This window comes from Microvirga yunnanensis, from assembly GCF_025460875.1.
In genome coordinates, this window is the sequence record NZ_JAMXFI010000005.1 from 1 (window position 1) to 25,695 (window position 25,695).

At 66.3% G+C, this 25,695-nt stretch carries 28 protein-coding genes and 1 tRNA gene; 18 read left to right on the forward strand and 11 right to left on the reverse strand.

Annotation, left to right across the window (positions count from 1 at the left end):
• Window positions 1–154, forward strand: a 154-nt coding sequence (locus tag NF876_RS03780) for a DNA translocase FtsK (RefSeq protein WP_262267648.1), incomplete at its 5' end; no start/stop codon positions are given.
• 73 nt (window positions 155–227) lie between these two features.
• Here NF876_RS03780 and NF876_RS03785 read toward each other — a convergent pair.
• Window positions 228–647, reverse strand: coding sequence for a DUF1236 domain-containing protein (locus NF876_RS03785; protein ID WP_262267518.1), 420 nt, complete (start codon window positions 645–647; stop codon window positions 228–230).
• Window positions 648–827: 180 nt separating this feature from the next.
• Between NF876_RS03785 and NF876_RS03790 the strand changes: the two genes are divergently transcribed.
• From NF876_RS03790 to NF876_RS03830, 9 genes are all read left to right on the forward strand, one after another.
• On the forward strand, window positions 828–1,586 hold the full coding sequence (locus NF876_RS03790; protein WP_262267519.1) for an SDR family oxidoreductase: 759 nt from the start codon (window positions 828–830) through the stop codon (window positions 1,584–1,586).
• A 207-nt stretch (window positions 1,587–1,793) separates the two neighbouring features.
• Window positions 1,794–4,685, forward strand: a complete 2,892-nt coding sequence (locus tag NF876_RS03795; protein WP_262267520.1) for a penicillin-binding protein 1A — start codon at window positions 1,794–1,796, stop codon at window positions 4,683–4,685.
• The gene (locus NF876_RS03800) at window positions 4,685–5,725 is read left to right on the forward strand and encodes a hypothetical protein (protein WP_262267521.1); all 1,041 of its coding nucleotides are present in this window, start codon (window positions 4,685–4,687) and stop codon (window positions 5,723–5,725) included. Before NF876_RS03795 ends, NF876_RS03800 begins: the two co-directional genes overlap by 1 nt.
• Before the next feature lie 491 nt (window positions 5,726–6,216).
• A complete protein-coding gene (locus tag NF876_RS03805; RefSeq protein WP_262267522.1) occupies window positions 6,217–6,612 on the forward strand; it encodes a VOC family protein in 396 nt (131 codons plus the stop codon).
• A gap of 38 nt (window positions 6,613–6,650) precedes the next feature.
• The gene (locus NF876_RS03810; protein ID WP_262267523.1) at window positions 6,651–7,154 is read left to right on the forward strand and encodes a peptide deformylase; all 504 of its coding nucleotides are present in this window, start codon (window positions 6,651–6,653) and stop codon (window positions 7,152–7,154) included.
• 35 nt (window positions 7,155–7,189) lie between these two features.
• Entirely contained in the window at window positions 7,190–7,414 is a 225-nt protein-coding gene (locus NF876_RS03815; RefSeq protein ID WP_262267524.1) for a hypothetical protein, read from the forward strand.
• 317 nt (window positions 7,415–7,731) lie between these two features.
• Window positions 7,732–7,808: transfer RNA gene (locus NF876_RS03820), tRNA-Asp, on the forward strand.
• A gap of 210 nt (window positions 7,809–8,018) precedes the next feature.
• A complete protein-coding gene (locus NF876_RS03825) occupies window positions 8,019–8,276 on the forward strand; it encodes a hypothetical protein (protein WP_262267525.1) in 258 nt (85 codons plus the stop codon).
• A gap of 166 nt (window positions 8,277–8,442) precedes the next feature.
• Window positions 8,443–8,874, forward strand: a complete 432-nt coding sequence (locus NF876_RS03830) for an RNA polymerase sigma factor region1.1 domain-containing protein (protein WP_262267526.1) — start codon at window positions 8,443–8,445, stop codon at window positions 8,872–8,874.
• On the opposite strand, the gene NF876_RS03835 is transcribed toward NF876_RS03830, so the two are convergent.
• Together NF876_RS03835 and NF876_RS03840 are read right to left on the reverse strand one after the other, a co-directional pair.
• The gene (locus tag NF876_RS03835; protein WP_262267527.1) at window positions 8,855–10,111 is read right to left on the reverse strand and encodes a peptidoglycan L,D-endopeptidase MepK; all 1,257 of its coding nucleotides are present in this window, start codon (window positions 10,109–10,111) and stop codon (window positions 8,855–8,857) included. The genes NF876_RS03830 and NF876_RS03835 overlap by 20 nt on opposite strands.
• Window positions 10,112–10,192: 81 nt before the next feature.
• Window positions 10,193–10,900 carry a L,D-transpeptidase gene (locus tag NF876_RS03840; protein ID WP_262267528.1) on the reverse strand — a complete coding sequence of 236 codons (708 nt, stop codon included), beginning with the start codon at window positions 10,898–10,900 and terminating at the stop codon, window positions 10,193–10,195.
• Window positions 10,901–11,046: 146 nt separating this feature from the next.
• Here NF876_RS03840 and NF876_RS03845 point away from each other — a divergent pair, with 146 nt between their 5' ends.
• Window positions 11,047–11,508: a DUF2726 domain-containing protein gene (locus tag NF876_RS03845; RefSeq protein WP_262267529.1), complete on the forward strand. Its 462-nt coding sequence runs from the start codon at window positions 11,047–11,049 to the stop codon at window positions 11,506–11,508.
• Here the strand turns inward: NF876_RS03845 and NF876_RS03850 are convergent.
• From NF876_RS03850 to NF876_RS03865, 4 genes are all read right to left on the reverse strand, one after another.
• Window positions 11,505–12,512: a ribonuclease Z gene (locus NF876_RS03850; protein WP_262267530.1), complete on the reverse strand. Its 1,008-nt coding sequence runs from the start codon at window positions 12,510–12,512 to the stop codon at window positions 11,505–11,507. The genes NF876_RS03845 and NF876_RS03850 overlap by 4 nt on opposite strands.
• 129 nt (window positions 12,513–12,641) lie before the next feature.
• Window positions 12,642–12,944, reverse strand: a complete 303-nt coding sequence (locus NF876_RS03855; RefSeq protein WP_262267531.1) for a hypothetical protein — start codon at window positions 12,942–12,944, stop codon at window positions 12,642–12,644.
• Between the two features lie 135 nt (window positions 12,945–13,079).
• Window positions 13,080–13,472, reverse strand: coding sequence for a CopM family metallochaperone (gene copM / locus NF876_RS03860; RefSeq protein WP_262267532.1), 393 nt, complete (start codon window positions 13,470–13,472; stop codon window positions 13,080–13,082).
• 96 nt (window positions 13,473–13,568) lie between these two features.
• Entirely contained in the window at window positions 13,569–13,781 is a 213-nt protein-coding gene (locus tag NF876_RS03865; RefSeq protein ID WP_262267533.1) for a heavy-metal-associated domain-containing protein, read from the reverse strand.
• Between the two features lie 372 nt (window positions 13,782–14,153).
• On the opposite strand from NF876_RS03865, the gene NF876_RS03870 reads away from it, so the two are divergent.
• The gene (locus tag NF876_RS03870) at window positions 14,154–15,044 is read left to right on the forward strand and encodes an MYG1 family protein (RefSeq protein ID WP_262267534.1); all 891 of its coding nucleotides are present in this window, start codon (window positions 14,154–14,156) and stop codon (window positions 15,042–15,044) included.
• A gap of 27 nt (window positions 15,045–15,071) precedes the next feature.
• Window positions 15,072–15,983: a histone deacetylase family protein gene (locus NF876_RS03875; protein WP_262267535.1), complete on the forward strand. Its 912-nt coding sequence runs from the start codon at window positions 15,072–15,074 to the stop codon at window positions 15,981–15,983.
• A 5-nt stretch (window positions 15,984–15,988) separates the two neighbouring features.
• Here NF876_RS03875 and NF876_RS03880 read toward each other — a convergent pair whose 3' ends face one another.
• Window positions 15,989–16,912, reverse strand: coding sequence for a pseudouridine-5'-phosphate glycosidase (locus tag NF876_RS03880; protein WP_262267536.1), 924 nt, complete (start codon window positions 16,910–16,912; stop codon window positions 15,989–15,991).
• The gene (locus tag NF876_RS03885) at window positions 16,909–17,850 is read right to left on the reverse strand and encodes a carbohydrate kinase family protein (RefSeq protein ID WP_262267537.1); all 942 of its coding nucleotides are present in this window, start codon (window positions 17,848–17,850) and stop codon (window positions 16,909–16,911) included. Before NF876_RS03885 ends, NF876_RS03880 begins: the two co-directional genes overlap by 4 nt.
• 240 nt (window positions 17,851–18,090) lie before the next feature.
• On the opposite strand from NF876_RS03885, the gene NF876_RS03890 reads away from it, so the two are divergent.
• Complete coding sequence (locus NF876_RS03890; protein WP_262267538.1) at window positions 18,091–18,486, forward strand: DUF6455 family protein; 396 nt, start codon at window positions 18,091–18,093, stop codon at window positions 18,484–18,486.
• A 10-nt stretch (window positions 18,487–18,496) separates the two neighbouring features.
• Here NF876_RS03890 and NF876_RS03895 read toward each other — a convergent pair whose 3' ends face one another.
• Window positions 18,497–19,696 (reverse strand): alpha/beta hydrolase, encoded by a 1,200-nt coding sequence (locus NF876_RS03895; protein WP_262267649.1) that lies wholly within the window; start codon window positions 19,694–19,696, stop codon window positions 18,497–18,499.
• A 745-nt stretch (window positions 19,697–20,441) separates the two neighbouring features.
• Between NF876_RS03895 and NF876_RS03900 the strand changes: the two genes are divergently transcribed.
• Window positions 20,442–22,772: a putative bifunctional diguanylate cyclase/phosphodiesterase gene (locus NF876_RS03900; protein ID WP_262267539.1), complete on the forward strand. Its 2,331-nt coding sequence runs from the start codon at window positions 20,442–20,444 to the stop codon at window positions 22,770–22,772.
• Window positions 22,773–22,789: 17 nt separating this feature from the next.
• Here NF876_RS03900 and NF876_RS03905 read toward each other — a convergent pair whose 3' ends face one another.
• The gene (locus tag NF876_RS03905; protein WP_262267540.1) at window positions 22,790–23,305 is read right to left on the reverse strand and encodes a hypothetical protein; all 516 of its coding nucleotides are present in this window, start codon (window positions 23,303–23,305) and stop codon (window positions 22,790–22,792) included.
• Window positions 23,306–23,801: 496 nt separating this feature from the next.
• On the opposite strand from NF876_RS03905, the gene NF876_RS03910 reads away from it, so the two are divergent.
• Genes NF876_RS03910 through NF876_RS03920 form a run of 3 tightly spaced genes read left to right on the forward strand, consistent with a single transcriptional unit; the run spans window position 23,802 to window position 25,693 of the window.
• Window positions 23,802–24,086, forward strand: a complete 285-nt coding sequence (locus tag NF876_RS03910) for a hypothetical protein (protein ID WP_262267541.1) — start codon at window positions 23,802–23,804, stop codon at window positions 24,084–24,086.
• A gap of 15 nt (window positions 24,087–24,101) precedes the next feature.
• Window positions 24,102–24,701, forward strand: a complete 600-nt coding sequence (locus tag NF876_RS03915) for an NAD(P)H-dependent oxidoreductase (protein WP_262267542.1) — start codon at window positions 24,102–24,104, stop codon at window positions 24,699–24,701.
• Window positions 24,698–25,693, forward strand: coding sequence for an MsnO8 family LLM class oxidoreductase (locus NF876_RS03920; RefSeq protein WP_262267543.1), 996 nt, complete (start codon window positions 24,698–24,700; stop codon window positions 25,691–25,693). The genes NF876_RS03915 and NF876_RS03920 overlap by 4 nt, the downstream gene beginning before the upstream one ends.
• Window positions 25,694–25,695 lie beyond the last annotated feature (2 nt).

Sequence of the window (25,695 nt, forward strand, 5' to 3'; positions counted from 1 at the left end):
GGCCTCGACGAGCTACATCCAGCGCCGGCTCCAGATCGGCTACAACCGCGCCGCCTCGCTCATGGAGCGCATGGAAAACGAGGGCATCGTCGGCCCCGCAAACCATGCCGGGAAACGCGAGATTCTGATCAACCATCTCGATCTGGACGATTGATGCCCGATCCCGCGGCGAAACCGAAAGGCGGCTCTCACGAGCCGCCTTTTTCTTGTTCGGGCGTGCCTTCGGATTACTGGATGACCTGCACGACCGTCCGGGTCTGCGGATCGACCAGCACGGTCCTGTCGTTCACGATCGTGTAGCTGTAATTGTCCCGAAGGCCGACGCTCGGGGGAACATCGTAGAGCCGCACGCGCGGCGGCAGCGGCTGGCCGACGACCACTTCCTCGGTGACCCGCATCGTCGGGCGGCGCTGGGCCACCACATAGGTGCGGACCCTGGTCGATTCCTCAGCCGAGAGAACGCCTCCCACGGCAGCCCCGGCGACGCCGCCGACCACCGCCCCGACAGGCCCGCCGATGACCGCGCCGGTCACGGCTCCGCCCGCAGCGCCCGTGGCGGCGCCGGTTTCAGTGCTGCTCTGGCAAGCGGCCAGGGGAAGAGCCAGAAGAGTCAGGATGGCGGCCGAATGGAGGACGTGATTGCGCATGGCGGATTCCTTTCCGGTTAGCACCATGCGAACGCGGGAAAGCTTGGCCGGTTCCCTTCCTGGCCCAACAGGCACGCTCCCCGGTCGAAAGGTGTGTGCAGGTGCGGCTTTTGTCCTTGCCGTTCCGGCCCTCAAATGCATCTCTCATGACAGGCGCAAAGCACGGGTTGGGAGGACAGGATGGCGGAACGTTCCAAGGTTGCGATCGTGACCGGGGCCGGAACGGGCGTGGGCAGGGCGATCAGCGCAGGGCTCCTGACGGCCGGCTACAGCGTCGTGATGGCCGGGCGCCGCCGGGAAGCCCTGGAAGCCGCGCAACGGGAGATCGCCGGGGCGGGTGCCTCCACGCTTCTGGTTCCGACCGACGTCACGAATCCGGCCTCCGTGGCGGCGCTCTTCGCCGCCACCCGGCAGGCCTTCGGACGGGTCGACCTTCTGGTCAACAATGCCGGAATGGGGGCTCCGGCGGTTCCGCTCGAGGACATTCCGTTCGAGCAGTGGCAACAGGTGGTGGCGACCAACCTGACCGGGACATTCCTGTGCACGCAGGAGGCCTTCCGGATCATGAAGGACCAGACCCCACGGGGCGGACGGATCATCAACAACGGTTCCGTCTCGGCCTACGCTCCGCGCCCGCTGTCGGCTCCCTATACGGCCACCAAGCATGCCGTCCTGGGCCTCACGAAGTCCACATCCCTCGACGGCCGGGCCTACGACATCGCCTGCGGGCAGATCGATATCGGGAACGCCGCCACCGACATGACGGCCCGCATGACCGAAGGCGTGCTCCAGCCCAACGGAACGCTCGCTCCGGAGCCGAGGATCGACCCCAAGCATGTGGCGGATGCCGTGGTCTACATGGCCGGATTGCCGCTGGACGCGAACGTGCTGACCATGACCGTCATGGCGACGAAGATGCCGTTCGTCGGCCGGGGGTGAGACACATTGCCGTGAAGGGGGTGGGCTCACCTGGGAAGTAAGCTCGACCGCCCCATCTGACCGGGGTGGCGCGGCCGATATCCGGCCCGCCGTACGGTTCCCATTCAGCTTGTCCCGGGCAGGATCGGAACCGGCAGTGCGGCTTGGCCTGAACGGCCGTGCCGGCCCCTTTGCGCGGGAGAGTGTTTTTCCGATGACGGCGGTGGAATGAGCGCGATCCTCGTCAAGATCTTTGCGACCGCCCTGACCCTGAGCCAGGTCCTCGTCGACCCGGACACGGTCAGGACGAGCTTCGATCCCGCGCGGGATCAGGAGCAGGTCACGCAGCTCCTCAAGGACGGATGCGCCCACATGCGCCGGGCCTTCGACATCGAGGACATCAACCTCGACGACCTCATCGCCACCGCGATGGACGATCCCCAGGCCATCGCGGGCGAGATGAAGGTGCTGCAGGGCTTGAGCTTCAACGACCTGCACGCGAGCTATCGCCAGTTCTGCAAGAACGAGAAGGTCGAGCCTCCGCCGGTCGATCTCGCCGAGGTGATCTCCACCTACAATGCGGCGGTCGCCGGGCTCCCCGACGCCGGAAAGCTGAAAGGCCTGAAGCTCCCCGGGGTGAGCGTCATCCTGGATGGAAACGGCAAGCGGTTCGCCGAGGTCTACGAGCCTGACCACCGGCGCGTCTGGGTTCCCCTGTCCGAGATCCCGAAAAGCGTCCAGCAGGCTTTCGTCTCGGCCGAGGACAAGCGCTTCTATCAGCACAAGGGCGTCGATGAGCGCGGCGTGATCCGCGCCTTCGTGGGCAATCTGGCCAATCCCGGCCGTCCGGCGGGCGGCTCCACGATCACCCAGCAGGTGGCGAAGAACCTGCTCGTCGGCGACGATGTGACTTACGATCGCAAGATGCGCGAGATGATCGTCGCCTCGCGCATCGAGCGCGTGCTCAGCAAGGCGGAGATCCTCGAGATCTATCTCAACTCGATCTATCTCGGCCGCTCGTCATGGGGCATCGAGATGGCGGCGCGGAGCTATTTCGGAAAGAGCGCCAAGGCGCTGTCCGTCTCGGAAGGGGCGCTGCTCGCGGGTCTCGCGAAAGGACCGAACTACTACAATCCCGACACGAAGCCGGACCGTGCCCAGGAGCGCATGGCCTACGTGCTCAGCCGCATGCAGGACGACGGATTTCTGAAGGCCGATCAGGTTCAGCAGGCCGTCGCGGCCCTGCCGTCGAGGGTCCCCTTCGAGCGCATCAAGCGGACGTCGGGCTTCTACTTCGTCGATCATGTCAGTCGGGATGCCCGCACGCTCGCCGACATCGATAGCCTGAGCGCGGGCGGTTACACGGTGCGAACCACCCTCAACCCGGCTCTGCAGCAGGCCACCGAGGCGGCCTTGCAGGAGGGGCTCGCCCGCTATGAGCTGAGCATCGGGCGGCAGCGCTACCAGGGGGCCGAGGCGAACCTCGCCGGGGCCATCAAGGCGCTCGAAGGCGTTCAGGATCCGGCGCCCGCCTGGAAGCGGGCGCTCGGGGCGGTGCGCCTGCCGCTCTACGACGTCCAATGGCCCGCGGCCGTCGTGATCGAGAAGGGGAAGGACCGGAAGACGGGCGCCAACGTCCTGCGCGTCGGTCTGGCGGACGGGCGCGTCCTGCCGCTGAACGCCTGGGAGGCGGCCCGTCGCGATCTCAAGCTCCATGACGTGGTGCGCGTCCAGGTCATCGAGCAGAAAGGCAAGGGCGCCGTTCGCGCCGATCTGCGAACCCCGCCGGCAGTGCAGGGCGGGGCGGTCGTCCTGGAGAACAAGACCGGCCGCATCCTCGCGATGGCCGGCGGCTTCTCCTACCCTTTGAGCCAGCTCAACCGGACAACGCAGGCGCAGCGGCAGCCAGGATCCGCCTTCAAACCGCTGACCTATCTCGCCGCCTTGTCGAAGGGGCTGCAGCCCAACACGCTGATCTGGGATGCCCCGGTGACGCTGCCGCCCGTGGGCGGCGACGCCAACGCCCGAGGCGGCGCTTCCTGGAGCCCGAAAAACTTCGACGGCGGGGGCTCCGGCATCGTCACCCTGCGCCGGGCCCTCGAGAACTCGAAGAACCTGGTGACCGCGCGCCTCCTCGACGGCGGCATCGAATCCTCTCCGGAACAGAGCCTGAAACGGGTCTGCGAGCTTGCCATCGAGGCGCAGCTCTATCTGGAATGCACGCCGCATTATCCGTTCGTGCTCGGTGCGCAGCCGGTGCGGATGATCGATCTGGCGGCGTTCTATGCGGCCGTGGCCAACGAGGGGGCCATGCCGGTGCCCCATGCCATCGAGACCGTGGAGGAGAACGGGCGCACGGTCTACAGCCGGAAGGCCGGTGCGCCGGTCCGGCTCGGTTCCGCCGATCCCGCCGCCTTCTTCCAGCTCAAGTCGATGCTGCAGGGGGTGCTGGAGCGTGGAACGGCCCGCTCCCTGAAGGCGCTTGCACCTTACGCCGCAGGAAAGACCGGAACGTCCGACGATGAGAACGATGCCTGGTTCGTCGGCTTTACCAACGACGTCACCATCGCGGTCTGGGTCGGGCACGACAATGCTGACGGCAAGCGGCGGACCCTCGGGCGCGGACAGACGGGCGGCAAGGTCGCAGCTCCCATCTTCCAGTCCATCCTCCAGGCCGCGTGGGATCATCATGCGCCCAAGACCCCGCTCAGCCCGCCTTCGCCTCAGGCGGCCAAGCAGCTCATCGCCCTGCCGATCGACCTGAACACGGGCGACCGGCTGACCGACGGGCAGGGGCGGGGCTTCACGGAGTATTTCCGGCTGAACTGGTTCGGCCGGTTGAGCGAGACGCAGTTCCGTCTCGTGCCGCAATCGGAGGTCTATGCCTTCCGTCATCCCGATCCGTGGAGCGACGGGGAGGCGAATGGCGGGCCCGATTACCCCGAAGAGGGGCCCTATGCGCAGGGCCCCGGCTGGCTCGACAGCTTGCGGCAGAACGTTCCGTCACGCCGCCAGGCCGAGCCCGAGCGGGAGTTCCGCTGGTGGTGGGAGGACGAGGCTCCCCGGCGACCCCGGCGTGTGGATCCGGACTACTTCTGGCGTAACGGACAGGTTTACTGATGACATCGACGAAGCCTTTCGGACGGATGATGGCCGCCTTCGCGGCCCTTTTGTTCTCCGCCGGGGCCCTGTGGGCTCAGGAGTTCAAGATCGACGAGGTGCCGTCCGTAACGGCGGTCGCACCGGCAAGGCTGAAGCCCAGGACCATCCTGTTCAGCGATCATCGTGACGACAAGCTGGCCGATCCCGGCACGGGGCTGATCCGGTTCGAGGACTGGGCCCGCGAGCGGCCCATCCAGAAGCAGCTCTTGAGCCCGTTTCCGGACTATGCCGAGCCGGTCATCAGGGTCTCGGTCCATGGGATTGCGAAATTCTATACCGAGAAGCTCCACATGTATGTGGTGGAGGCACGCTTCCTGATCGACAAGGCGCCCGATGCCATCGATCTCGGGCGCTACACCCATCTCGACGTGCTCGAGAAGATCGACCCTTCCATCAAGCATCGCCGCATCACGGCGGACCAGGCTGCCCCGCAGGCCGATCCGCAATACGCGTACAGCCGCCGTCCCGGACGCCGCTGGTGCGAAGCCGAGGACAGCCTCTGTATCGAGTCCCGCTACCCGCTCGAGGGCAAGCTGCCGGTCGGGATCAGGCTCGCCAACAAGTTGGAGGAGGGCGGCAAGAAGATCTCGGAGTTCATGGAGTTCCAGACGGAAATCCGCACCCTCGGCCGGGACGAGATCGACCGCGGCGGCTTTGCCAGGCTCACCGGCCTGGATGCTCCCGTCGCCGGGGTGCTGGAGCAGACGATCTTCTACGTCAACCAGGTCATGCAGTTCGGCAAGCTGCTGACGGTCCTGCAGCCTTCGCCGGCCGATGCCGGCCAGACCGTGGCGACCATGTTCATGACTCTTGCGGTGGAGACCGACGTTCTGGAACGTAAGAAGGAGTTCGAGAACGTTCCCGTGCTGCGGAACCTGATCCCCGCCCAGGTTCTCATGGGCAAGAGCTCGTTCAATTCCGGCAACTCCATCAGCGCCGGGCTTCCCGACTATGTCCGCAACCGCATCCGCGCCCTTGCCGAGCAGTTCGAACGCTGAACCGACCCGCGCAGCCCATGAAAAAGCCCCGTTCCAAGCAGGCTGAACGGGGCTGCTAAGTGTGCGGAGGCGACAAGGGGTTGCGGGGAATGGTGCCTCCGTACCAAACCAAGCGTTTAGCTTGATCAATGTTCCTTGGGAAATGTCGAATTCGAAGCTTGGCAGGCATCAATTTTCCTTGATTGCGCCACGATCCGACGGCTCACTCATCCTTTGGATTACCGGCAAAGGATGTGGTGGAACGCCGCAGGCCGGTAACAAACGGCCCCAGGCATTGTTGGAGGCCAGCAGTCAGCGTTTCTTCCTCCCGAACTTGCCTTCCCTGGCCCGCCCAGGGAAGGCTTTTTGTTGGAGCCCTGGGCTGTCGGGATCGATCATGCGACGATGCCCTTCCGTTCCCCTTCCTGCACTGTTATCTGCCTGAGCGTCCTGCCTGTCTCAGTCGCACCCGCCGAACCAGCGGACGACTCATGCCGAAGAGGTGTCGTTCCATGGCCAAAGCCATCCACTCCATGATCCGGGTGCTCGACGAGCCGCGCTCCGTGGCGTTCTACGACACGGCATTCGGATTGAAGGTCGCGGAGCGCTTGGCGTTCGAGAGCTTCACGCTCGTCTATCTGAGCAACGAGGATGGAGAATTCGAACTGGAGCTGACGATCAATCACGACCGGACGGAACCCTATTCGCTCGGCGACGGGTATGGACACCTGGCCTTCTCCGTGGACGATCTGGAGGCGGAGCATGCCCGGTTCGCGGCGCTCGGCCTCGTTCCGACCCCGTTGAAGGAGCTGAGGCTCGAGGGTAGGCCTCCGGCGCGCTTCTTCTTCGTGCAGGATCCGGACGGGTACAAGATCGAGGTTCTGCAGCGCGGCGGGCGCTACAAGTAGTCGAAGGTTTCCGTCGCTCCGCTTCCAAGAGAGGTCCCGTGGCCATCCGTCCCATCGTCCGCTTTCCCGATCCCCGGCTGCGCCAGAAGGCGCAACCGGTTGGCACGGTCGACGAGGCGGTGCGGGAGCTCGCCCGGGATCTCGCTGACACGATGCGGGCCGCCCCCGGCATCGGCATCACGGCGCCGCATGTGGGGGTTCTCGCGCGGCTCGTGGTCATCCAGCTGGAAACAGATCCGGCGCCGCACATCTATATCGATCCGGACATCACGTGGACCTCTCCGGAGAGGATCCGGCACGTGGAGGGCAGCGTCTCCATGCCGGGGGTGACCGATGAACTCGAGCGTCACGCCCGGGTGCGGGTGCGCTACAGGGGCCTCGACGGTTCGGAACGGGAAGAGGAGGCGGAGGAGCTGATGGCGATCTGCCTCCAGCATGAAATCGACCAGCTCGACGGCGTCTTCTGGATCGACCGTCTGTCGAAATTGAAGCGGGACCGTCTGATCAAACGGTTCGAGAAGCTCCAGCGCATCAGAGCGTGATGGTGGAGTTGCTCTGAGAGTGGAGTTTGAAAGTCTTGTTCGAGATCTATCGTATCGAAACCGTCGCGTCGGAAGAGGCGGGCGGGGGAATCATCCGTCGAATCATGGTGCGCGTCGATTCCCTCGAAAAGGCCAAGGAACGCGCCTTGAAGGTGTTTTCCCTGGCGCGACGCCCGCAATCGCGCGATCCCGAGGTGGAAGCCGTGCGCGTTCTGAACGGCGCCGGGCACGAGGTCTTCTCGATCAGCACGAGAGACTAGAGCACCGTGCGAAAAAGTGGACCCGGTTTTTCGCGTCGAACGGTGTGCCAGCCAAGAGTGGAGCATCGGACAATCGGGATCACCGGGACAAGCCCGGTGATGACGGGGTGGTGGATCGACCGGGCGATCAAGACAGGGTCCCGGACGATGCGCCGCTCAAAGGCTTGAGCATCGGGATCGATGCTCTTGGTTCCTGTTCCCGCAAAAGGCGTCCTGGGGATAACCCAAACACCATTTGACACTGCGCGCATTCACCGGTACTTGCGCGCCTCCATCGCGAAAATCGCTTCCTGCGAGCGCGCGATGCGAGGAAATGCGCGGGCGTAGCTCAGTCGGTTAGAGTGCCGGCCTGTCACGCCGGAGGTCGCGGGTTCGAGCCCCGTCGCCCGCGCCACTCTCCTCCCGCTGCCGGGATAGCAGCCTCCACCCCAGCGCAGAAGCACCTGAGTGTCGTAGCCCTCGGCCAGCGCATCGGACGGACCCAGAGGGCCACCTTTCGGGGACGACAGGCGCCACGGAGCCGTTCCATGTCGGCGCCGTGACAATGCCGCCCGAGCGGGGATAGCCACGGGACAGCCCGCGGAGGATCATGTATGGTTGGAGCATGAGCAACGATAATCCCGAGCTTCGCGTGCAGCTGTCCGACCAATGGCAGAAAGTCGCCATCGACTTGATCCGCAAGGGAATTCCGGCCGACATGGTCTTCGAGTCGCTGCTGACCGTCGGGCTCGCCGGTCATGTGGAGCTCCAGGGCAAGGACCAGACCGCCAGCAAGCTCGTTGCCATCGCCGAGCAGTTGTCGGAACAGGTCAGGCGGGAGAAGGAGGCGCTGCAGGAGGCCTCCGGGGCGACGAAGAACTAGCCAGACTTCGCAGCAGATTCGACTTACGGCTAAAGCGCCACTAAAATCGCACTTCAGGCGTTTTCCAGGTGCAACATCTGGAGTTATTGTTGCGTTAGCTCGGCGAAGTCCCCGAAGCAGCCCGAGCTGCTTCTCCGACCAACAGATACAATAGGGTCGTGCCCTCATGCAGCCGGCGCTCGACAGCAGCACCTTAGACCGTTTGATCGCCCTCGGACGGGAGCAGGGACATCTCACGAATCAGGATCTCGAGGCCAATCTTCCGATCGCCTCCATGAGTGCGGAGGAGATTGCCCTCATCGTGGTTCATCTGGAAGAGACCGGCGTTCCGGTCGAGCTCGACGACAGTCTCGCATCGCCCAATCCCAAGCCCAACCCGGCGCCCGTCAGAAGCGCCGAGATCATTCCGTTTCCGGATCGCGCCGCGGCCGCCCGGGTGAAGCGTCGGAACGCGCCTCTTCAGAAGGCCAGTCCGACGGCGTCTGAAGCCCCCAAAGCTGCACAGCCCGGGGGGCGGGCCACGCACTGGGCCGTCGCGATCTCGGGACTCCTGGTCCTGGTGCTCCTGGTCGGCCTCGTCATGATGCTGGGCGTCTGATCTCACCACCCGTCAAAAGTTCCGCCTGAGCCTGCCCGCCGACGACCGGAAGCGGTTTGACGGCGGGTCCGCTGAAATGCGTGACGCTGAGGTCATGCCGCGCGTCCGACGTGAAGCCGAGGTCGAGGAACGCCGTCCTCGGGTCGAAGAGGGACTTGGCCGCTGCGGTCGCGTCGTACCCGATGATGGCGTCGAGCTCGGGCGTGACCCTCGCGGCTGTCCGCGGAACGGTCGCCTCACCCGCGCCCATTGCGGTTGCCGCCATGGCGACAGCCGCCAGCTTGATCTCCGGCGGGCGCTGCGGCGGCAGGGGAACCGCCACGGCGAGTTCCTTGACGCTGTCCGGATCAGCCGAAGCCACCATCGTCGACGGGCCGGAGGCCTGCGTCTCCTGCTGCGGCGCCGGCGCGGCATTCTTGCGACCGAACAGACTGGCGAAGAGATTGCCGATGGAAGGACCGCCGCCGGCGGACGCCTGGGTGGCGAGGGCCGCGTTGCGCGGAAGGATCTCGGCTTTCGCCAGCTCGTAACCCGGAAGCGGCTTGCCATTCGAGGGAAGGTGCAGGGTCTTCCCGTCAGGGAACAGCTGAACCAGCTGCTGCTGCGTCATGCGCGGCCAGGCCCGGACGTTGCCGGTGTCCACATGGACGAAGGCGGAGGACGAATAATAGCCTACGCCGCCGTATTGCATCTTCATCGCGATGGCGCGCAGGCGGGCCGTGTCCACGTCGGGCAGACGAATGTCCATCGCCTTGCCGAGCATGTGCTGGCTGTGCTCGGCGACCCCGCTCGACCGACGGCGCAAGGCGCCGTTGGTTTCCGGCGACCGGTAGGCGGAGATGATGTTGATGGGCTGTGACGAGCCGGATTCCCGGTACACTTCCCAAATGATGTCGAACAGGCGTGGGTCCATCTGCGCGGGCCTCTCCACGCGCCAGTCGCGGAGGAACCAGTTGAGTTGCTGCAGAGCGCCCGAGTCGTACTCCCCGTTGCGGCGGAAGGTGACGGTCAAGCTTTCCCGCGTATGCGTGTGATAGAAGGTGAGGGTGCGGTTCTCTCCGAACGCGGCGGCATCCTGAACGCGGGCCGTCGCCAGGAGAAGAAAGGACGCCGCGCCCAGGAGGCCGAGGGCCAGACAGGATGCGCCCGTCCTGACAGGCCGGTAGCTCCGTTCGGAGGCAGGGGCTGACCTGCATCCGCCAACCGATCGCTCGGATCGGGCGAGTAATCGCGCCATGGTTCGTTGGTTCCCGCGTCCCTTTAAGCGACGTGTGATCGTTAACCATGGCAAAAATAGGCGCGAACCGTGCCTTTTCGCTTAATCGGGCAGGGCCGCCGTCTGATTTCGCTTCGGGCGTCCCGATGGCGACGACAAGACGACCACCTTCGTGCCCACGGGCGTGTGGTTGTACAGGTCGATCACGTCCTGGTTGATCATGCGGATGCATCCCGATGAAACATTGGTGCCGATGGTCCAAGGCTCGAAGGTGCCGTGGATGCGGTAGAGCGTATCCTTGTTGCCCTGCCACAGGTACAGCGCCCGAGCGCCGAGCGGGTTGCCGGGGCCGCCGGGCATGCCGGGACCGCCGGGCAGTTCCCCCATCTGCTCCTTGAGGTCCGGCTGTCGCCCGAACATCTCCTTGGGGGGATACCAGTCCGGCCATTCCTGCTTGTCCTTGATGACAGCGGTTCCGGACCAACTGAACCCCGACCGGCCGACGCCCACGCCGTAGCGCACGGCCATGCCGTCGCGCATGACGAGGTAGAGGTAGCGCGAACGCGGGTCCACCACGATGGTCCCGGGCGCCTCGGCCGTCTGGTACTCGACGACGCGCCGCAGGTAGGCCGGGTTGATCCTCGACAGTTCGATGCCCGGTACCGGGTAAAGGTCGTCGACGGGAGCGTACATGCGCTGGTAGGCGGACATGTCCCGCATCGACTGGGCGAGGCTGCGGTCGATCGGCAGCCCGGTGCCGACGACGGCGGCTGAGGCTCCAAGCAGGAAGGTTCTGCGGCTGAGGTCCATTGTGCTCTCCCCGGCGGACTTAACTCGACAATAAGAAGACGCAGGACCATCCGTCTCGGTTTCATGGTAGCTGCTATGCTTCACGGGCAGAGTGAAGCCTGGCCGTTCACATTCGGGCGAGTACGGGGCAGGGGCAATTTGGTGTGATGATCGAGAACCTCCCATGGTCGTGGCTCGCGGGCGTAGGCCTGCTGGGCGTCCTGTTCGTTCTGGTTCTTCTCTGGACCCGCAAGCCGCGCTACCGGCGTGCTGCGATCATGACGGACAACGAGCGCGAGTTCTATCAGCGCCTTCTCGCCGCCTGCCCCGATTGTCAGGTCTGGCCGCAGGTCCCGATCCTGGCGCTCGTCCGTCCGGACGCGAAGGAAGGCAGCCGTGCCTTCTGGATGGCTTTCAAGAAAATTTCGAACACCCGCGTCGACTGGGTCGTCGTTCGGGACCTGGAGGTCGTGGCGGTCGTCGAACTCGACGACCGCTCCCATGACGCCCGCAGGGATGCGCAGCGCGACAAGGTCCTGAAATCCTGCGGCTACCGCGTGGTCCGCTTCAGCTCGAGCCGCAGGCCCGATCCCAGGCAGATCCAGGCGGCGGTTTTCCGGCCCGATTAGCGGCCCGAGGCCCGCATCGTGCTCCCTTGGTGCGCACCCAAGCTCGCGAACACTTCCTCCCGCAGGAGGTTCGGCTCGGACAGATAACGGGCCGAATGGTGGAACGGCGTGACCGACCTGACCTCCGCTTCCCGGGCGATCGATCCGGCGTCCCGGGCGGTCAAGTGCAGAGACGCGACGGCCAGGGGACGGTCGCACTCCAGGAAGACCGCTTCGATGAAGAGCTGATCGGCCTGGCGGGCGAGCCGAACGATTTTCTCGCGGTTTTCGGGATGCGGCGCCGCGTCGGTGACATAGGCGACGCTCTGGCCCGGCGCGATGCGCAGCGCCTGACCCTTCAGGTCAGCAAGGCGAATGCTCCCTCGACCAGGGACGGCAACGGGATGATCGTCGGGCATGCCGAGGCGGATCGCCCGCTTGGCTTCGTTGAGCCAGGGGCCCGGCGGGAGATCGAGTTCGTTCAGGACGCCTCGCCACACATTCACCTGAAGGACCTCCCTCAGGGCGAAGGCGAGGGACGGGATGCCGTGATCGAGGGCGACGGCCTCGATCCTGAACTCGCCCTCCATCCAGGCGACGCCCTCCGGGAAAACGGGTGGCTCGACGTCCCGCCGGGCGAAGGCTTCACGGGCTTGGAACTCCGCCGCCTGAGTCACCCGGCGGCCGTCGTAGTCCATGGCGGTGAGGCGGAAATCGACCGAATTCTCATCCAGAAGGTTCCAGGTGAAGCCGCGGATCCGATGTTCGACCTGCGCGGCGAAGCCTGGCGGTCCGATGAGGATCAGAGGGCGCGGACGATGCAGGCAGAGCCGAAGCAGCCGGTCGAACCCGGCCATGTGGTCCACATGCGTGTGAGAGACGAAGACGTGGCTCACGCGCAGCAGTTCGCGGGAGGAGAGGGCGCTGACGTCGCCGAGATCGAAGAGGATCGCCCGGCGGCCGTAACGAAAATCCAGGTAGACGCCCGGATCGCTGAACGGATCGTTCACGAGGCGGGGTTGCACAAGCCAGCTCATCCGGTGCCAACGGGCCCGATCCGGGCATGTTCCGCAGTGAAAGGCCGGGTCCGCATGGAGCGGACCCGGCCCGGAATGATCACGACGCGGGAGCGCCCGACAAACGGATGAAGCGGGTCAGGCTTCATCCTCCACTTCGTCGGGATCGGTCACGTCGACCAGGAACATGATGTAGGGACCTTCGTCCTCGTCATCGTCGTCCTCGTCCTCATCGAAATCCGCGTTTTCGAACTCGGTCTTCTCCTCATCGGTCGCCGGCCGGACGTTGAGGGTCGCGAAGCCGTCCCACAGGGGAGCTCCCTCGCTTTCCAGGACCTTGAGATCGTCCTTGAAGTCTTCGCTCATGAGGAGATCGCGGGCCTCGTCCTCTCCGGCATTGGTAATGGCGACAGGCTTGTCGCTAATCGTCAGCGTGAACATGATTCGTCCTTTCCATTCGCCCGCAAGGGATACCCACTAACGCACGACCCTGCACGTTCGTGGCAGGGATATGCACATGAAGCGACATGAAGATGACCGGGTGGAGGCCCGGTCCATCGACGGAACCAAACGGGCCTACCGGCCCCCCTTCGTCTTCAGCCAGGCTTCCATTTCGGCGATCTCGCGCTCCTGTTCCCGGATGACGTCGGCGGCCCATTTCCGGATCTGCTCGTCCTTGGCGTGCTGAAGCGCCACCTTCGCCATGTCGATGGCGCCCTGGTGATGGGGAATCATGCCGCGCACGAAATCGACGTCCGGGTCACCGCTGAACGGGATATCCATGTTCCGGTGCATGGTCTCGTTCGCCTGGCGGTAGCCTTGGGTGGAGGGCGCCTCTGCGGCCTGCGCTGGTGCTGTGGCGGAATGCCCTGCGTGGCCTCCATGGTGGCTTCCATGTGCGCCCTGCGCCCGCGCACCCGCGGGCAGGGCGATGAGCAGGGCAGTCAGGACAAGAGAATAGGTTTTCATCGGTATTGCTCGCGAAAAATGGGAACGCGTGGGAGGGGTGCAGCGCCCGGTCCTGGGGCGCGCGAGGGCCCAGGGTGCTCCGTGATCGTTCGGGCGTCAGGCATGCTGTTGCGAGAGAGGCCTGGCGGCGTAGCCGGCCCTGTGCAACGCCGCCAGGATCGCAGCTTCCTCGCGGCCCGTGGCGACCGCGACGACGCGGCTTTCCAGGTCGGCCTCAACCTGGGCTTGCGGATCGAGTGCTTGAAGAGCCTGCCTGATGCTCCTCAGGCAACCGCCGCACTGGATGTCGGGCACGTGAAAGCGATGCATGGTCGTGATCCTTTCTCGAGATCCCGACACTCTTGGACCTTTCCACGATGGCAAGGTCAAGCCGCCTAGCGCATCGGACGGACCCAGAGGGCCGCGTCAGCGAAAAGTGGACCCGGTATTCACTGGCGTGGCCCTTCGGGTCGCTGGCGCGGCCCGCTGGGTCCGTCTCATCCGATGCTCCCCTCTTGGCTGGCGCATCGTTCGACGCGGCCCTCTGGGTCCGCACGATGCGCCAAGGCGGTTATTCGGGCTATCTTCCCGTCAGCATAAAGGATGTGATTGCAGCAGCTTATCTTCTTCGAGTAGCTCTGTTATCGCGGATCGAGATGCAGAACTGGTCAGGAGCAGCCGACGGTGGTCGGGACGAGTCAGATGAAGGTTGTCACCCATAGCGGCACATTCCATGCCGACGATGTCTTCGCCTTCTCGATTTTGCGGGAAGCCCTGGGGATTTTCGATTTCACCCGGACCCGAGACACGGCCTTGATCGACGCCGCGGACCTCGTCTTCGATGTCGGCGGCGTCTACGATATCGCGCGCGGACGCTACGATCACCACATGCGGGATCTGCCGCGCCGGCCCGATGGGACGCCTTACAGCTCCGTGGGCCTGATCTGGCGCGACTTCGGGCGCAATGCCCTGCCGAACCTGGCTCCGGGGATCGATGAGGACCTGCTGGACGTGGTCTGGAAGGACATCGATACCGGCTTCGTTCTTGCCATCGACCAGGCCGACAACGGCGTCGCGTCGGTCAGTCAGGGTCACCTGTCGCTCCTGATCGAAGCCTTCAATCCCACCTGGGCCAGCGACCAATCCTATGACGATGCGTTCCTCGAGGCGGCCGATTTCGCCAGAGGGATCCTGGCCCGGGCTTGCCAGCAGGCGCATGCGGAAGCGCAGGCGCAGTCCTCCGTGCTCTCCGCCGCCCGGAGGACGCAGGACCCCCGGATCATCGTTCTCAATCGAAAGCTGCCTTGGGAGAAGGCCGTCTTCGAGGGGGGGTTGCGCGATCTTCTCTTCATCATATACCCGAATGAGGACGCCACATCCTGGTATTGCCGGACCGTTCCGCCGGAGCCTAATTCCTTCGGCCAGAGACTGTCCTTGCCGGAGGCGTGGCGGGGCTTGCAGGAAGAGGAATTTTCCCGCACCGCCGGGATCGCCGACGGCGTCTTCTGCCATCCTGGCGGGTTCATCTGCGGGGCGCGGTCGCAGGAATCCGCCGTCAGGCTGGCCGAGAAGGCGATCGCGGCCGGCCAATAGACGGGCTTGATCCGGAAGGGGCGGGACATGAAGCAGGTGCCGATCGTTTCTCATCCCGCCTACCAGGCCGCCCTGCCGGACGGTCATCGGTTTCCCATGCGAAAATACGGGCGTCTCGCCGAGGTGGTCGCGGATATGGGGCTTGCCCGGCACGGCTTCGTCGAACCGGAGGAGGCCCCGGCCGACCTGATCGCCCTGGCGCATGACCGCGCCTATGTGGATCAGGTCCTGTCCTGCTCCGTTCCCCGGGAGATCGAGCGGCGGATCGGCCTTCCCGTGAGCGAGAGCGTGGTGCGCCGTGCCCGTGCATCCGCCGGCGGGACACTGCTTGCCGGGAGGCTGGCGCTCCAGCACGGGCTTTCAGGGACGACGGCCGGCGGCAGCCATCATGGGCAGCGGGAGACGGGTGCGGGCTTCTGCGTCTTCAACGATGTCGCCATCGCGGCGAAGGCGCTCCATGCCGAGGGCGCGATCAAAACCGCGCTCGTCGTCGATCTCGACGTGCATCAGGGCGACGGCACGGCCGATTGCCTGCGCGACGAACCGGATCTCTTCACCTTCTCGATGCATGCGGAGAAGAACTATCCCGTGCGCAAGATTCCCAGCGACCTCGATATCGGGCTGCCCGATGCCCTCGAGGACGAGGCCTATCTGCAGGCTCTTCACGCCCATCTGCCGCGCCTGCTCGATGCCATCGAGCCGGACCTCGTGTTCTTCAACGCGGGGGTCGACCCGCACCGGGACGACAAGCTCGGCCGGCTCTGCCTTTCCGACGATGGGCTGCGCCGGCGCGACGCCTATGTGATTGAGCAGGCGCGCAGCCGCCGGATCCCGCTCGTCGCCGTGATCGGCGGAGGCTATTCCGCCGACATCGACCTCCTGGCTCGCCGGCACGCCATCGTGTTCGAGGCGATGGCGGCCTGGAGCGAGAAGGAATAATGCGGTCAGCGCGTCAGGGCTGAGGCAAGCTGCGCGGCCAGTGCCGCGTTGTTCTTCACCAGCGCGATGTTCGTGGCGAGGCTTCGACCGCCCGTCACCTCGAACAGGTGAGACAGAAGGAACGGCGTCACGGCCTTGCCGGTCACGCCGCGGTCCTTTGCTTCCGCGATGGCCGCGTCGATGAAGCTCTTCATCTCGCTTGCCGGAATTTCATCGGCGTCCGGAACCGGGTTGGCCACGAGGACGCCGCCCTCGAGACCGAGGGCCTCCTTGGTGCGGATGAGATCCGCCATGGCGTCCGGAGAATCGACCCGCAGGGGAACGGGCAGGGGGCTGGTCCGGCTCCAGAAGGCCGGGAAGCGGTCCGTCCGGTAGCCGATCACGGGCACGCCGCGGGTTTCGAGATATTCGAGGGTCCGCGGAAGATCGAGAATGGCCTTCGCGCCGGCGCAGACCACCGCCACGGGCGTTCGGGCCAACTCGTCCAGATCGGCCGAGATGTCCATGGTATCCTCGACGCCCTGGTGAACCCCGCCGATGCCGCCGGTGGCGAAGACCCGGATGCCGGCGAGCCCTGCGCAGATCATGGTCGCGGCCACGGTGGTGGCGCCATGCCGTCCCGACGAGACCGCATAGGGAAGATCGGCGCGGCTCAGCTTCATCACGTCCCCGGCCGTGCCGAGCCATTCGAGCTCCGCGTCCGACAGGCCGATCTTGATGCGCCCGTCGATGATCGCGATGGTGGCCGGGACGGCGCCGTTGTCGCGTACCACCGCCTCCACGTCGCGGGCCGTGGCCACGTTCTGCGGATGGGGCATCCCATGGGTAATGATGGTGGACTCGAGCGCGACGACCGCTCCGCCCGCGGCCAGCGTGGCCTGCACCTCGGGAGCGATGTCGAGAAAGCGCTTGGCGGTATCGTGCGTCATGAGGGCTCCCGTTCCACATCCGAACCGGCTCTAAGCGACAACGTGGATTCCAGCAAGGCGAACGACAGATCCGGCCGCACGCTCACCGGGCTTTCGACCGTCAGGGCCGCGGCGACCGCTCCGAGCCGCGCCGCTTGGTCCAAGGGCGCATCCTTGAGCATGGCCACGAGCGTCGCGGCGATCAGCGCATCCCCCGCTCCCGTGGCGTCGACGATCCCGGCCTTGATCGCAGGAACCTTCCGGATCCCGAAAGAATCCGCCGCGACGAGGCCCTTGCCCCCGAGGGTCAGGACGACCTGTTCCGCTCCCCGGGCGAGCAGGGCTTCCGCCGCGGATTCCGGCGCCACCTCAGGGCGGTTGAGATAGACCCGCGCTTCGTCGAGATTGAGGAAGAACACGCCGACTCCGCTCAGATCCGGCGGCAGGCGGATCACCTTCGGTGTCGAGACCGCATCGAGGGCGAGCATGAGGGCTCTTTGCCGTGCAAGCCCGATGAGATCGCTCAGGGTCTCGGCAGGCAGGTTGCAGTCGGCGAAGATCCAGGCTGATCCGAGTTCGGGCTCGGCCTCGTGCAGCAGGGCCGGCGTCAGGGTGTCGAAGATCGCCATATGGGCAAGTCCGACTGCCAGCTCCCCGTCGGGTTGCAGCACGGCCACGTATTCGGCGGTCGCGTGTGCGTCGGAGACGGTCACGCGCCGGGTGTCGATGCCGAGGCGCTCGAGGTCTTCGAGCAGGCCGTGCCCGTTGTCGTCGTCGCCCACGATCGACACCAGCGCGGCCTGGGTTCCGAGCCTGGCGATGGTCTCGGCGACATTGCGCGCGACGCCGCCGAACGAGCGCTCCGCCACGACCGGATTCGACGTGCCGGGACGGATGGTGGCCAAGGCGCGGTACTTGCGGTCCACGGCCGCTCCGCCGATGCAGACGACCCTGCTCATTCCCGGCTCCATGGCGTCGACTCATCCTCTTGCTGCCCGAACGGTATGCCGAAAGGGCGCCCGGGCCGCAATGGGACCGGGGCTTCCTTGCGCCTCCAGGCCGCACTTCCAAGCGGCCCTTCCAAGCGGCCCTTCCAAGCGGCCCTTCCAAGCCGCCCTTCGCAATGGTCGGGGCGAATTGCGCTGGATCAATGCCGGAACGGGTCGATCCGGTAGGCTTCGGGCAGCATGGAGGCGGTCATGGATCCGGGAGCGGCGATCAAGCGATGGTGGGAGACCTGGAAGCAGCGGCATGAACTCGAGGCCCTCGACCGGGACCAGGGCGACGCGCTGGCCCGCGACATCGGAGTTTCGGCCGACATGCTGCCGATCCTCGCCGCGCGCGGTCCCGGCGCGGCGGAGGAACTGCCGCGCCTCATGGAGGCTCTGTCGCTCGATCCCGACCGGATCAGGCGCATCCACGCGGCCTTGATGCGCGACATGAGCCTGACCTGCTCGGGATGCACGGCGGCGGTCCGCTGCCGGCAGGATCTCGAGCACGAGCGAGCGCCCGCCCGCTACGACTCGTACTGCCCCAATGCCGCGACGCTGGTGGAGCTGCAGGAGGACGCTGCGTCCCAATCGACGCGACCCTGAGCCGAGATCCTCAAGGCGTGAGCGTGCCTTGGACCGCCTGGCCGAGCCCCTCCACGTGCCCCTGGAAATTCTCGCGCGTTCGCGGGTCGACCACGGCCACCGGGGCCGAGACCGCGAGGCCTGCCGCGGTGCCGACGGCGGCCGCGGCGCCCGCCGTGACCTGGATGATCCGGTCGCCGACGCCGACGCGGGAGTCGGTCAGGGTCTGGCCCTCGGCCAGCTCGCGCCCGATGATGCGCACGACCTCCGGGCTTTCGGCGAACTTCGAGTGGTTCAGGGGATCGCCCGTCCTGAGCTTCGACAGGTTCAGGACGGTGATGCCGGACGTCTCGAGCTCGCTGCGATAGGGCTCCTGATCGGGATCGATCGCCCCGAGCCGCACCGCATCGCCCCAGAGGCGCCGCGAGATCGCCAGGGCCCGGTCGTCCTGCGAGACGAAGAGGGTGAAGCCCGGGCGGGTTTTCCCCATGTCCACGACGGCCTCGCGGAACAGGTCGACGTCCACGTCCGGGGCGGCCAGCAGCACGTTGCGGATCTTGGGGGCGACGCGCCCGTCCCGGATCGCCATCTGGCGCAGGGCCTCCAGGGTGACCCAGTTGCCCATGGAATGGGCCAGGATCGAGATCTCCCCGACGGCCGGATCGGCCGCGAGGGTCCGCAGGGTGGTCTCCAGCGCGTTGCGGGAATAGGTGTTGCTCTCGCGGTCGTAGCCGTAGGCCAGGATGCTGCCGCGGGACGGCCAGGTGAACAGCACGGGAACGACGGGCGTGCCGGCATCGTGCACGATCTGGGCGAAGCGGAAGACCGCATCGTCGAAGCGGTTGTTGAAGCCGTGGATGAACACCAGCACGCGCCGCTGCGGCACGGTCCGAACCGTGCGGTGGAACCAGGCCGTCGCCTGCTTCCGGTCGACAAGATCGGCCTTGAGGGTCACGAAATCGGTCGCGGGATTGCCCGGGATCCGCTGCGGCCATTGCACCTCGCCCGGCGTGCGGTTGGCCGCGGGCGGGATGGAGACCGTGAACTCGGCGAAGGACAATTCGGGGCCGCGGCCGCCCGAGAAGAAGTCCTGCGGGTCGCTGGCCCGCATCCGGGTGGTGGCGACCAGCATGTCCACCGTGCTCGCGCCCGGCACTGTCGCGGCCACGGGCAGGAGGGCGCCCTTGTTGCTGGCGCATCCGCCCAGGCCGAGAGCGACCGCGAGGGCCATGAAGCGGCGGGCGCAGGAGGCGAGAGGGCGCGGATTGGCCCGCCGCACGCCCGTCCCGGGCGACGCGCCATCCGCCGGAACCGGACCGGCCCCCCATGCGGGGCCGCCCTCCAGGGTCGAGGCCATGACGCCGTCATCGTGTCCCGATCGTCGCATTCGCCCCGCTTTCCCGCTTGTTCCGCCCGAGCCCTATCTTCATCAGGTCGGCGTGCTTGTCGAGCGCCGAAACAGCAGGCGCGACTGATCCGGGCCGAGTCCCGCTCCCGTCCTCACCGGCCTTGTGCCTGTGATCTCGATACGGTGGAGCGCTGAGCTTTTCCGTATCGCGATGGCCGGCGAGAGGCGGGTGATCGCCGGCCGGCCATGTCGTGGGTGGGTCGTGGGAAGGGTCGCGCCAAGGCGATGGTCACCCTCGCACGTCATCACCGGGCTTGTCCCGGTGATCCCGATCCGGTGAACCGCCGCGCCCTAAAAGATCGGGATGGCCGGCACAAGGCCGGCCATGACGGGGGAGGGTGGACCAACAGGCGGAGGGTGGCCATGACGGGCGAAGATGGCCGACGGGCGGAGTCGCGGGAACGGCCGCGGGATGGCCGGGACGGGCCCGGTGATGACGGGGCGGCTCGGAACGCGGAGCGGTGCCGGCCGCGAGGGACGGGCGTCCGTTCGGATCGAAGCTTTGCTTTTTTCACCGAACGGACAGAATTCCTGACGGCATTAACGGAATAACGACAAATCGTGCCGGATGGTGACCGAGAGCGTCGCGTGGAATGAATCGAAGCCCGTTGTGCCGGATTATGTGATCATCTCTCTCAGCATCGTGGCGGCGGTGGCCGGGATCCTCGGCGCGATCTTCCTTTTCGTGCGCGGCTACAACGACGACCTCGCCCAGGCCGAGGCCGATCTGACGAATCTCGCTCTCGCGCTCCAGGAGCGGACGGACGGCGTCTTCCAATCCACCGAGAACGTTCTGCGCGACGTGGTCAGCCGCATTCCGCAAGCCTGCCTTCAGGCGCACGAATTCGACGGCTTCGCCGCCGCGCAGACGACCAAGGCCACCTTGGTCGGCGCGTGCCACTCGCTGCCCCAGCTCGTCCGGATCGACCTCGTCAATGCCCGTGGAAGGATCGTCGGCTCCTCGACGCCGCGCCCCATGACCGATCCGATCTATGTGAAGGACACGTCCTATTACCGGGCGCTCGCCACCGAGCCGGCCCTGACCCTCTATCTCGGCGAGCCGATGCGAATCCGGGCGATGGACAAGAAGGTTCTCTCGCTCGCCCGCAAGATCCTGGACACCGACGGCAATTTTCTCGGCCTCGTCGTGGCCACGATCGACATCGGGCATTTCGAGCAGATCTTCAAGGATCACCTTCGCACGCATTCCCAGGCGATCACGCTCTATCGCCGCGACGGCATCATCCTGGCGCATTGTCCGGTCTCCGAGAGGGCGCTCGGCCGACGCGTGTGGAGGCCCAACACCCCACTGCAGCGCCTGATTGGAAAGAACATCCCGACCCTCATCCGAGACGTCAGCTGGATCGACCGGAAGGAGCGCGTCATGGCTCTCCATCCGCTCGCCCATTATCCGGCCGGCCTCGCGGTCAGCAGGACGGTCGCGGAGCTGATGGCCGGACGGCGCCTCGAGAGCCGGGTGGTGGCATTCTTCGCCTATCTGATGGACATCGGGATCGAGGCCGCCACCCTGCTCGGCCTGCGGCATGTGCGGACCGGCATCCTGCGCGCGGCGAGCGAAAGCTACCTGTCGCGGCACGACGTGCTGACCAAGCTTCCCAACCGGCTCCAGTTCGTCGAGGACCTCAAGCGGACGTTCCTCGCCTCCCAGCGCTCGAGCACGGACTTCGCGCTGCATCTCGTCGATCTCAACCGCTTCAAGGACATCAACGACAGCTTCGGCCACGCGGTCGGCGACGAGATCGTCCAGGCCGTGGCGCGGCGCCTGCGCGAGCGCTTGAGGAAGACCGACCTCATCGCGCGCATCGGCGGCGACGAGTTCGCGATCATTCAGCGGCCGCTCCGCAACCGCCAGCAGGCCATCGATCTCGCCACGGCCATCCAGTCGGCCATGCGGATCCCGTGCACGGCCGGCAGCACGGAAATCGAAGTCGGGCTCTCCATCGGCATCGCCATCGCGTCGACCGACGGCAGGAGTTCCAACGAGATCCTGAAGGCCGCGGACATCGCGCTCTATGCGGCGAAGTCCGATTCCACCAGCAGCTACCGGATCTTCGATTCCGGCATCAAGGACGCGCGCGCGGAACGCCGCGCCCTCGAGGGCGCGCTCAAGGCCGCTCTGGAGAACAAGGAGCTCGACCTGTTCTACCAGCCGATCCTCGACCTCGCGACCAACCAGATGTGGGGTTGCGAGGCGCTGGCGCGCTGGAAGCACCCGACCAAGGGCATGATCTCGCCGCTGCAGTTCATCCCCACGGCCGAGGAATCAGGCCTCATCGGCCCGATGGGTGACTGGATTCTCGAGGAGGCGTGCACGACGGCCATGACCTGGCCGCAGCCGCTGATGGTCGCGATCAACCTCTCGCCTGTCCAGTTCCGCAGCCGGGATGTCGTGGCCAGCGTCCGCGCCGCCCTGGAAATCTCCGGCCTGCCGCCGCACCGCCTCGTCCTGGAGATCACGGAATCCGTCAAGCTCACCGAGGAAGCCACGGCGGCGCTCAGGAAGCTGAAGGCGCTCGGCGTCTCCATCGCGCTCGATGATTTCGGCACCGGCTACGCGTCGATGAGCTATCTCAGCAGCTTCCCGTTCGACAAGATCAAGATCGATCAGTCCTTCGTGCGCAACATGCTGACCTCCGCGGACAGCCGTGCGATCATCAAGGCGACCATCGGCCTCGCCAAGGACCTGAACATGAGCACGACGGCCGAAGGCGTCGAGACGGACGAGCAGCTCAATGCCCTGCGTCTCGCCGGCGCCTCCCAGGCCCAGGGCTACCTCATCGCCAAGCCCATGTCCCGCGAGGCCATTGCGTCCTTCATCGCGGACGCGCCGAAGCCGCAGGCGAGGAAGCGGGACGAGGCGTCCCGCGCCGTTGCGTAGCGGCCGCGCCATGCCGCTTATCGGGCCGTCCGGCCCAGCAGGGCGTTCATGAACGCGATGTGCTCATGGGCGGGCAAGGGCGTTCCGTCCGGTCCCTTCGGCCTGATCTCCTCGACGACGAGCGCCTCCGGACGCCGCGTCGGTGCCGCGGCAAGGTCGATCAGCAGCCGCTCCTCGCCGGTCCTGCAGGCGATCACGACGCCCCGTTCGTAGGCTTCGGCCGTACAGGCATGCCCGGCCTGCGCGAGGCCGGTCATGACGGATCGCAGCCGGCCGAAGGAATGCCATTCGTAGGGCTCCATCACCTCCACGACCACGTCGAGCGCCCAGAACGGATGCTGGCGCGGCGACAGAGTCTGGGCCCCGGCGCTCGCCGCGAAGACGGCCGCAAGGAGCGGGGCGAGGCGCAACGCCGTGGCGCCGGGCCGGTCGACGAACGGGCGGTTCGAGCGGACAGGGCGATGCATCAGGCGGCGGCGCGGCGGGCGAGAAGGGGTGCGCACCACGTTGCCGGACCGGCCCCGCAAGACCATCGACTCTGCTCCTGACCTGTCCGCGATGCAGCCGACTCGTTCTCCTCGAAGAACGTTTTTCTTCGTATTAGAGCCGCTGGGTAAGAAAATGCTCCGTAGAGAAGTGCGTTCTCGCTTGGTGAGAATGAATAGGCAAAAGTACCTCGATATCTCGTTCGTTAAAAAGAACATTCTCGTTGACAGTTCCGCTGAAGGACAGCACCCTGACCGTGCGGTTCGAACGAGATCCTCGCTGGGGCCGCCGCGGTGATTTGACGGTGTGCAGCTTGCGCCGCGTGATCAAACGCTAAAGCGCCACGGAGCCTGTATCGCCCCGTGGTCCTCAGCCTAACGCAAAGGATGCCCGGTCGTGCCTGCTCCATCCTCCCGAAAGCAACTTCTCTCCTGTCGTCGGCTCCTGCCCGGATGTTGCGGCTGTTGAAGCCGAGATGACGCAGCTTCCCACGTCTGAGCGCGACCCCGCTGGCCATCCGGCCGGCGACAGGAGACCTTTGCCATGAACAGCACCACCAACGGCACAGCCCGCGTGATCGAGGTCGACGGCGTGACCGCCGGCATCGCGGTTCCGGAAGAAGGCGGATTTCGCTTCTTCTCGTCCGGGGGCGTCTTCGATGCCCTCGATGGGCGCCGGTTCCGCAGCCTCAGGCAGATCGCCGGGGCCGTCCACGACCGGTGGCGCCGGAGCATCCCGCCCGAATCTCGCGCGCCTCGCCCTCCGCCGGCGGACCCATCCGCCGATCGGCCGTTCGCCGTTCCAGGCCCGTTCCTACTGCCCGTCTGACAAGGAGATTGCCCCATGAGCCGGCCTCGCGTCGTCATCATTTCCGGAAACATCCGCCGCCCTTCGCGCAGCCGTGGCCTCGCCGAGGCGCTCGGTGCAGAGGTGGGGCGCCGGGCGTCGATCGAGCTGAAGAGCTACGACATTCTCGATGCCGGCCCGGGCTTCGGCTCCGCGCTGGCGCGCAGCGAGCTGCCGCTGCCGGCGGCCCGCATCGTCGATGAAATCGAGGGTGCGGACGCGCTCATCGTCGGAACGCCGGTCTACAAGGGCGCCTATACGGGTCTTTTCAAGCACCTGATCGACTTCATCGCTCCCGAGCAATTGGCCGGCAAGCCGGTCGCGTTGACCGCGACGGGTGGAGGGGCCCGTCACGCGCTCGTCGTCGAGCATGCGCTCCGGCCTCTCTTCGGCTTCTTTGCCGCCCTGACCCTTCCGACGGCCGTCTATGCGTCGGATGCCGACTTCGAAGCGGCGGAGGACGGCGCCGGGTATGTCGTGACGGATGCGGGCATCCGTTCGCGATTGTGCGCCGCAGCCGACGAACTCGCGGGTCTTCTCGCGACGCATTCGCGCGGCGCGGAAATCCTGCGCCGCTCCGCCTGGGCCGTCCAATGACCTATCGCCTTGGCCTGCTCGACAAGAGCCCTCTCGCCGCCGGCGACATCGCCGAAGCCGCGCTCGCGCGGACCGTCGATTTCGCGCGCCGCGCGGAGGCGCTCGGATATCACCGGTTCTGGGTCGCAGAGCATCACGGTTTCCCTGGCCTCGGCAGTTCCGCGCCGGAACTCCTCGCCGCCTTTGTTCTCGCGCAGACGACGCGGATCCGCGTCGGATCGGGCGGCGTGCTCCTGCAGCATTACAGTCCCTACAAGGTGGCCGAGAGTTTCAATCTGCTGGCCGCCCTGGCACCCGGCCGCGTCGACCTCGGCGTCGGCAAGGCCCCGGGCGGCTTCCCGCAGACTACGAAGGCTCTGGCGAATGGACGCTCCGCGTCCGACTTCGCCGACGAGCTTGCGCTTCTCGAACTCTTCCTGACAGAGGGGCCGCCGGAGGGGCATCCCCTTCATGGCGCCGCTGCGAAGCCCACCCCGACCTTCGCGCCCGAACGGTTCCTGCTCGGCGCGAGCCAGGAGAGCGCGCTTCTCGCGGCGAAGCACGGTTGGGCCTTCGTCTTTGCCGGCCACCTGAACGGCGACCGCAAGGCGATGACCGAGATCCTGGGAACCTACCGGCAGGCGAGCGGCGGTCAGGCGCCCGTTCTGGCTCTCGCCACCCTGGCGGCGCGCACGTCGGCGGAGGCCGAGCGCCAGGTGGCCGACCTGAAGATCGTGCGGGTCGAACTGGATACCGGGCAGAGCGTGAATCTCGGCACCGAGGAGCAGGCCGCGGAGTTCGCCCGCCAGGCGGGCGCCGCATCCTACCGCATCGAGGAGCGGCGTCCGCGCGTGGTCGCCGGCACTCCGGCGCAGGTGCACCGGGAGCTCGATCAACTCTCCCGCGAGTTCGGGATCCGCGAATTCATCCTCGACACGCCCGTCGCAAGCCCGGCGGAGCGGTTCAACTCCATCGAGCTTCTGGCCATCGGCGCCCCTGCGGCGGCTGCCTGATT

Coding starts and splice junctions, on each gene's coding strand:
- NF876_RS03795 (WP_262267520.1), top strand. CDS start 1,794: ATGAGCGCGATCCTCGTCAAGATCTTTGCGACCGCCCTGACCCTGAGC.
- NF876_RS03845 (WP_262267529.1), top strand. CDS start 11,047: ATGATCGAGAACCTCCCATGGTCGTGGCTCGCGGGCGTAGGCCTGCTG.
- NF876_RS03920 (WP_262267543.1), top strand. CDS start 24,698: ATGACCTATCGCCTTGGCCTGCTCGACAAGAGCCCTCTCGCCGCCGGC.
- NF876_RS03890 (WP_262267538.1), top strand. CDS start 18,091: ATGGATCCGGGAGCGGCGATCAAGCGATGGTGGGAGACCTGGAAGCAG.
- NF876_RS03915 (WP_262267542.1), top strand. CDS start 24,102: ATGAGCCGGCCTCGCGTCGTCATCATTTCCGGAAACATCCGCCGCCCT.
- NF876_RS03855 (WP_262267531.1), bottom strand. CDS start 12,944: ATGTTCACGCTGACGATTAGCGACAAGCCTGTCGCCATTACCAATGCC.
- NF876_RS03835 (WP_262267527.1), bottom strand. CDS start 10,111: ATGGCGCGATTACTCGCCCGATCCGAGCGATCGGTTGGCGGATGCAGG.
- NF876_RS03870 (WP_262267534.1), top strand. CDS start 14,154: ATGAAGGTTGTCACCCATAGCGGCACATTCCATGCCGACGATGTCTTC.
- NF876_RS03910 (WP_262267541.1), top strand. CDS start 23,802: ATGAACAGCACCACCAACGGCACAGCCCGCGTGATCGAGGTCGACGGC.
- copM (WP_262267532.1), bottom strand. CDS start 13,472: ATGAAAACCTATTCTCTTGTCCTGACTGCCCTGCTCATCGCCCTGCCC.
- NF876_RS03830 (WP_262267526.1), top strand. CDS start 8,443: ATGCAGCCGGCGCTCGACAGCAGCACCTTAGACCGTTTGATCGCCCTC.
- NF876_RS03875 (WP_262267535.1), top strand. CDS start 15,072: ATGAAGCAGGTGCCGATCGTTTCTCATCCCGCCTACCAGGCCGCCCTG.
- NF876_RS03800 (WP_262267521.1), top strand. CDS start 4,685: ATGACATCGACGAAGCCTTTCGGACGGATGATGGCCGCCTTCGCGGCC.
- NF876_RS03805 (WP_262267522.1), top strand. CDS start 6,217: ATGGCCAAAGCCATCCACTCCATGATCCGGGTGCTCGACGAGCCGCGC.
- NF876_RS03900 (WP_262267539.1), top strand. CDS start 20,442: ATGGTGACCGAGAGCGTCGCGTGGAATGAATCGAAGCCCGTTGTGCCG.
- NF876_RS03790 (WP_262267519.1), top strand. CDS start 828: ATGGCGGAACGTTCCAAGGTTGCGATCGTGACCGGGGCCGGAACGGGC.
- NF876_RS03825 (WP_262267525.1), top strand. CDS start 8,019: ATGAGCAACGATAATCCCGAGCTTCGCGTGCAGCTGTCCGACCAATGG.
- NF876_RS03865 (WP_262267533.1), bottom strand. CDS start 13,781: ATGCATCGCTTTCACGTGCCCGACATCCAGTGCGGCGGTTGCCTGAGG.
- NF876_RS03840 (WP_262267528.1), bottom strand. CDS start 10,900: ATGGACCTCAGCCGCAGAACCTTCCTGCTTGGAGCCTCAGCCGCCGTC.
- NF876_RS03785 (WP_262267518.1), bottom strand. CDS start 647: ATGCGCAATCACGTCCTCCATTCGGCCGCCATCCTGACTCTTCTGGCT.
- NF876_RS03905 (WP_262267540.1), bottom strand. CDS start 23,305: ATGGTCTTGCGGGGCCGGTCCGGCAACGTGGTGCGCACCCCTTCTCGC.
- NF876_RS03895 (WP_262267649.1), bottom strand. CDS start 19,696: ATGGCCCTCGCGGTCGCTCTCGGCCTGGGCGGATGCGCCAGCAACAAG.
- NF876_RS03880 (WP_262267536.1), bottom strand. CDS start 16,912: ATGACGCACGATACCGCCAAGCGCTTTCTCGACATCGCTCCCGAGGTG.
- NF876_RS03885 (WP_262267537.1), bottom strand. CDS start 17,850: ATGAGCAGGGTCGTCTGCATCGGCGGAGCGGCCGTGGACCGCAAGTAC.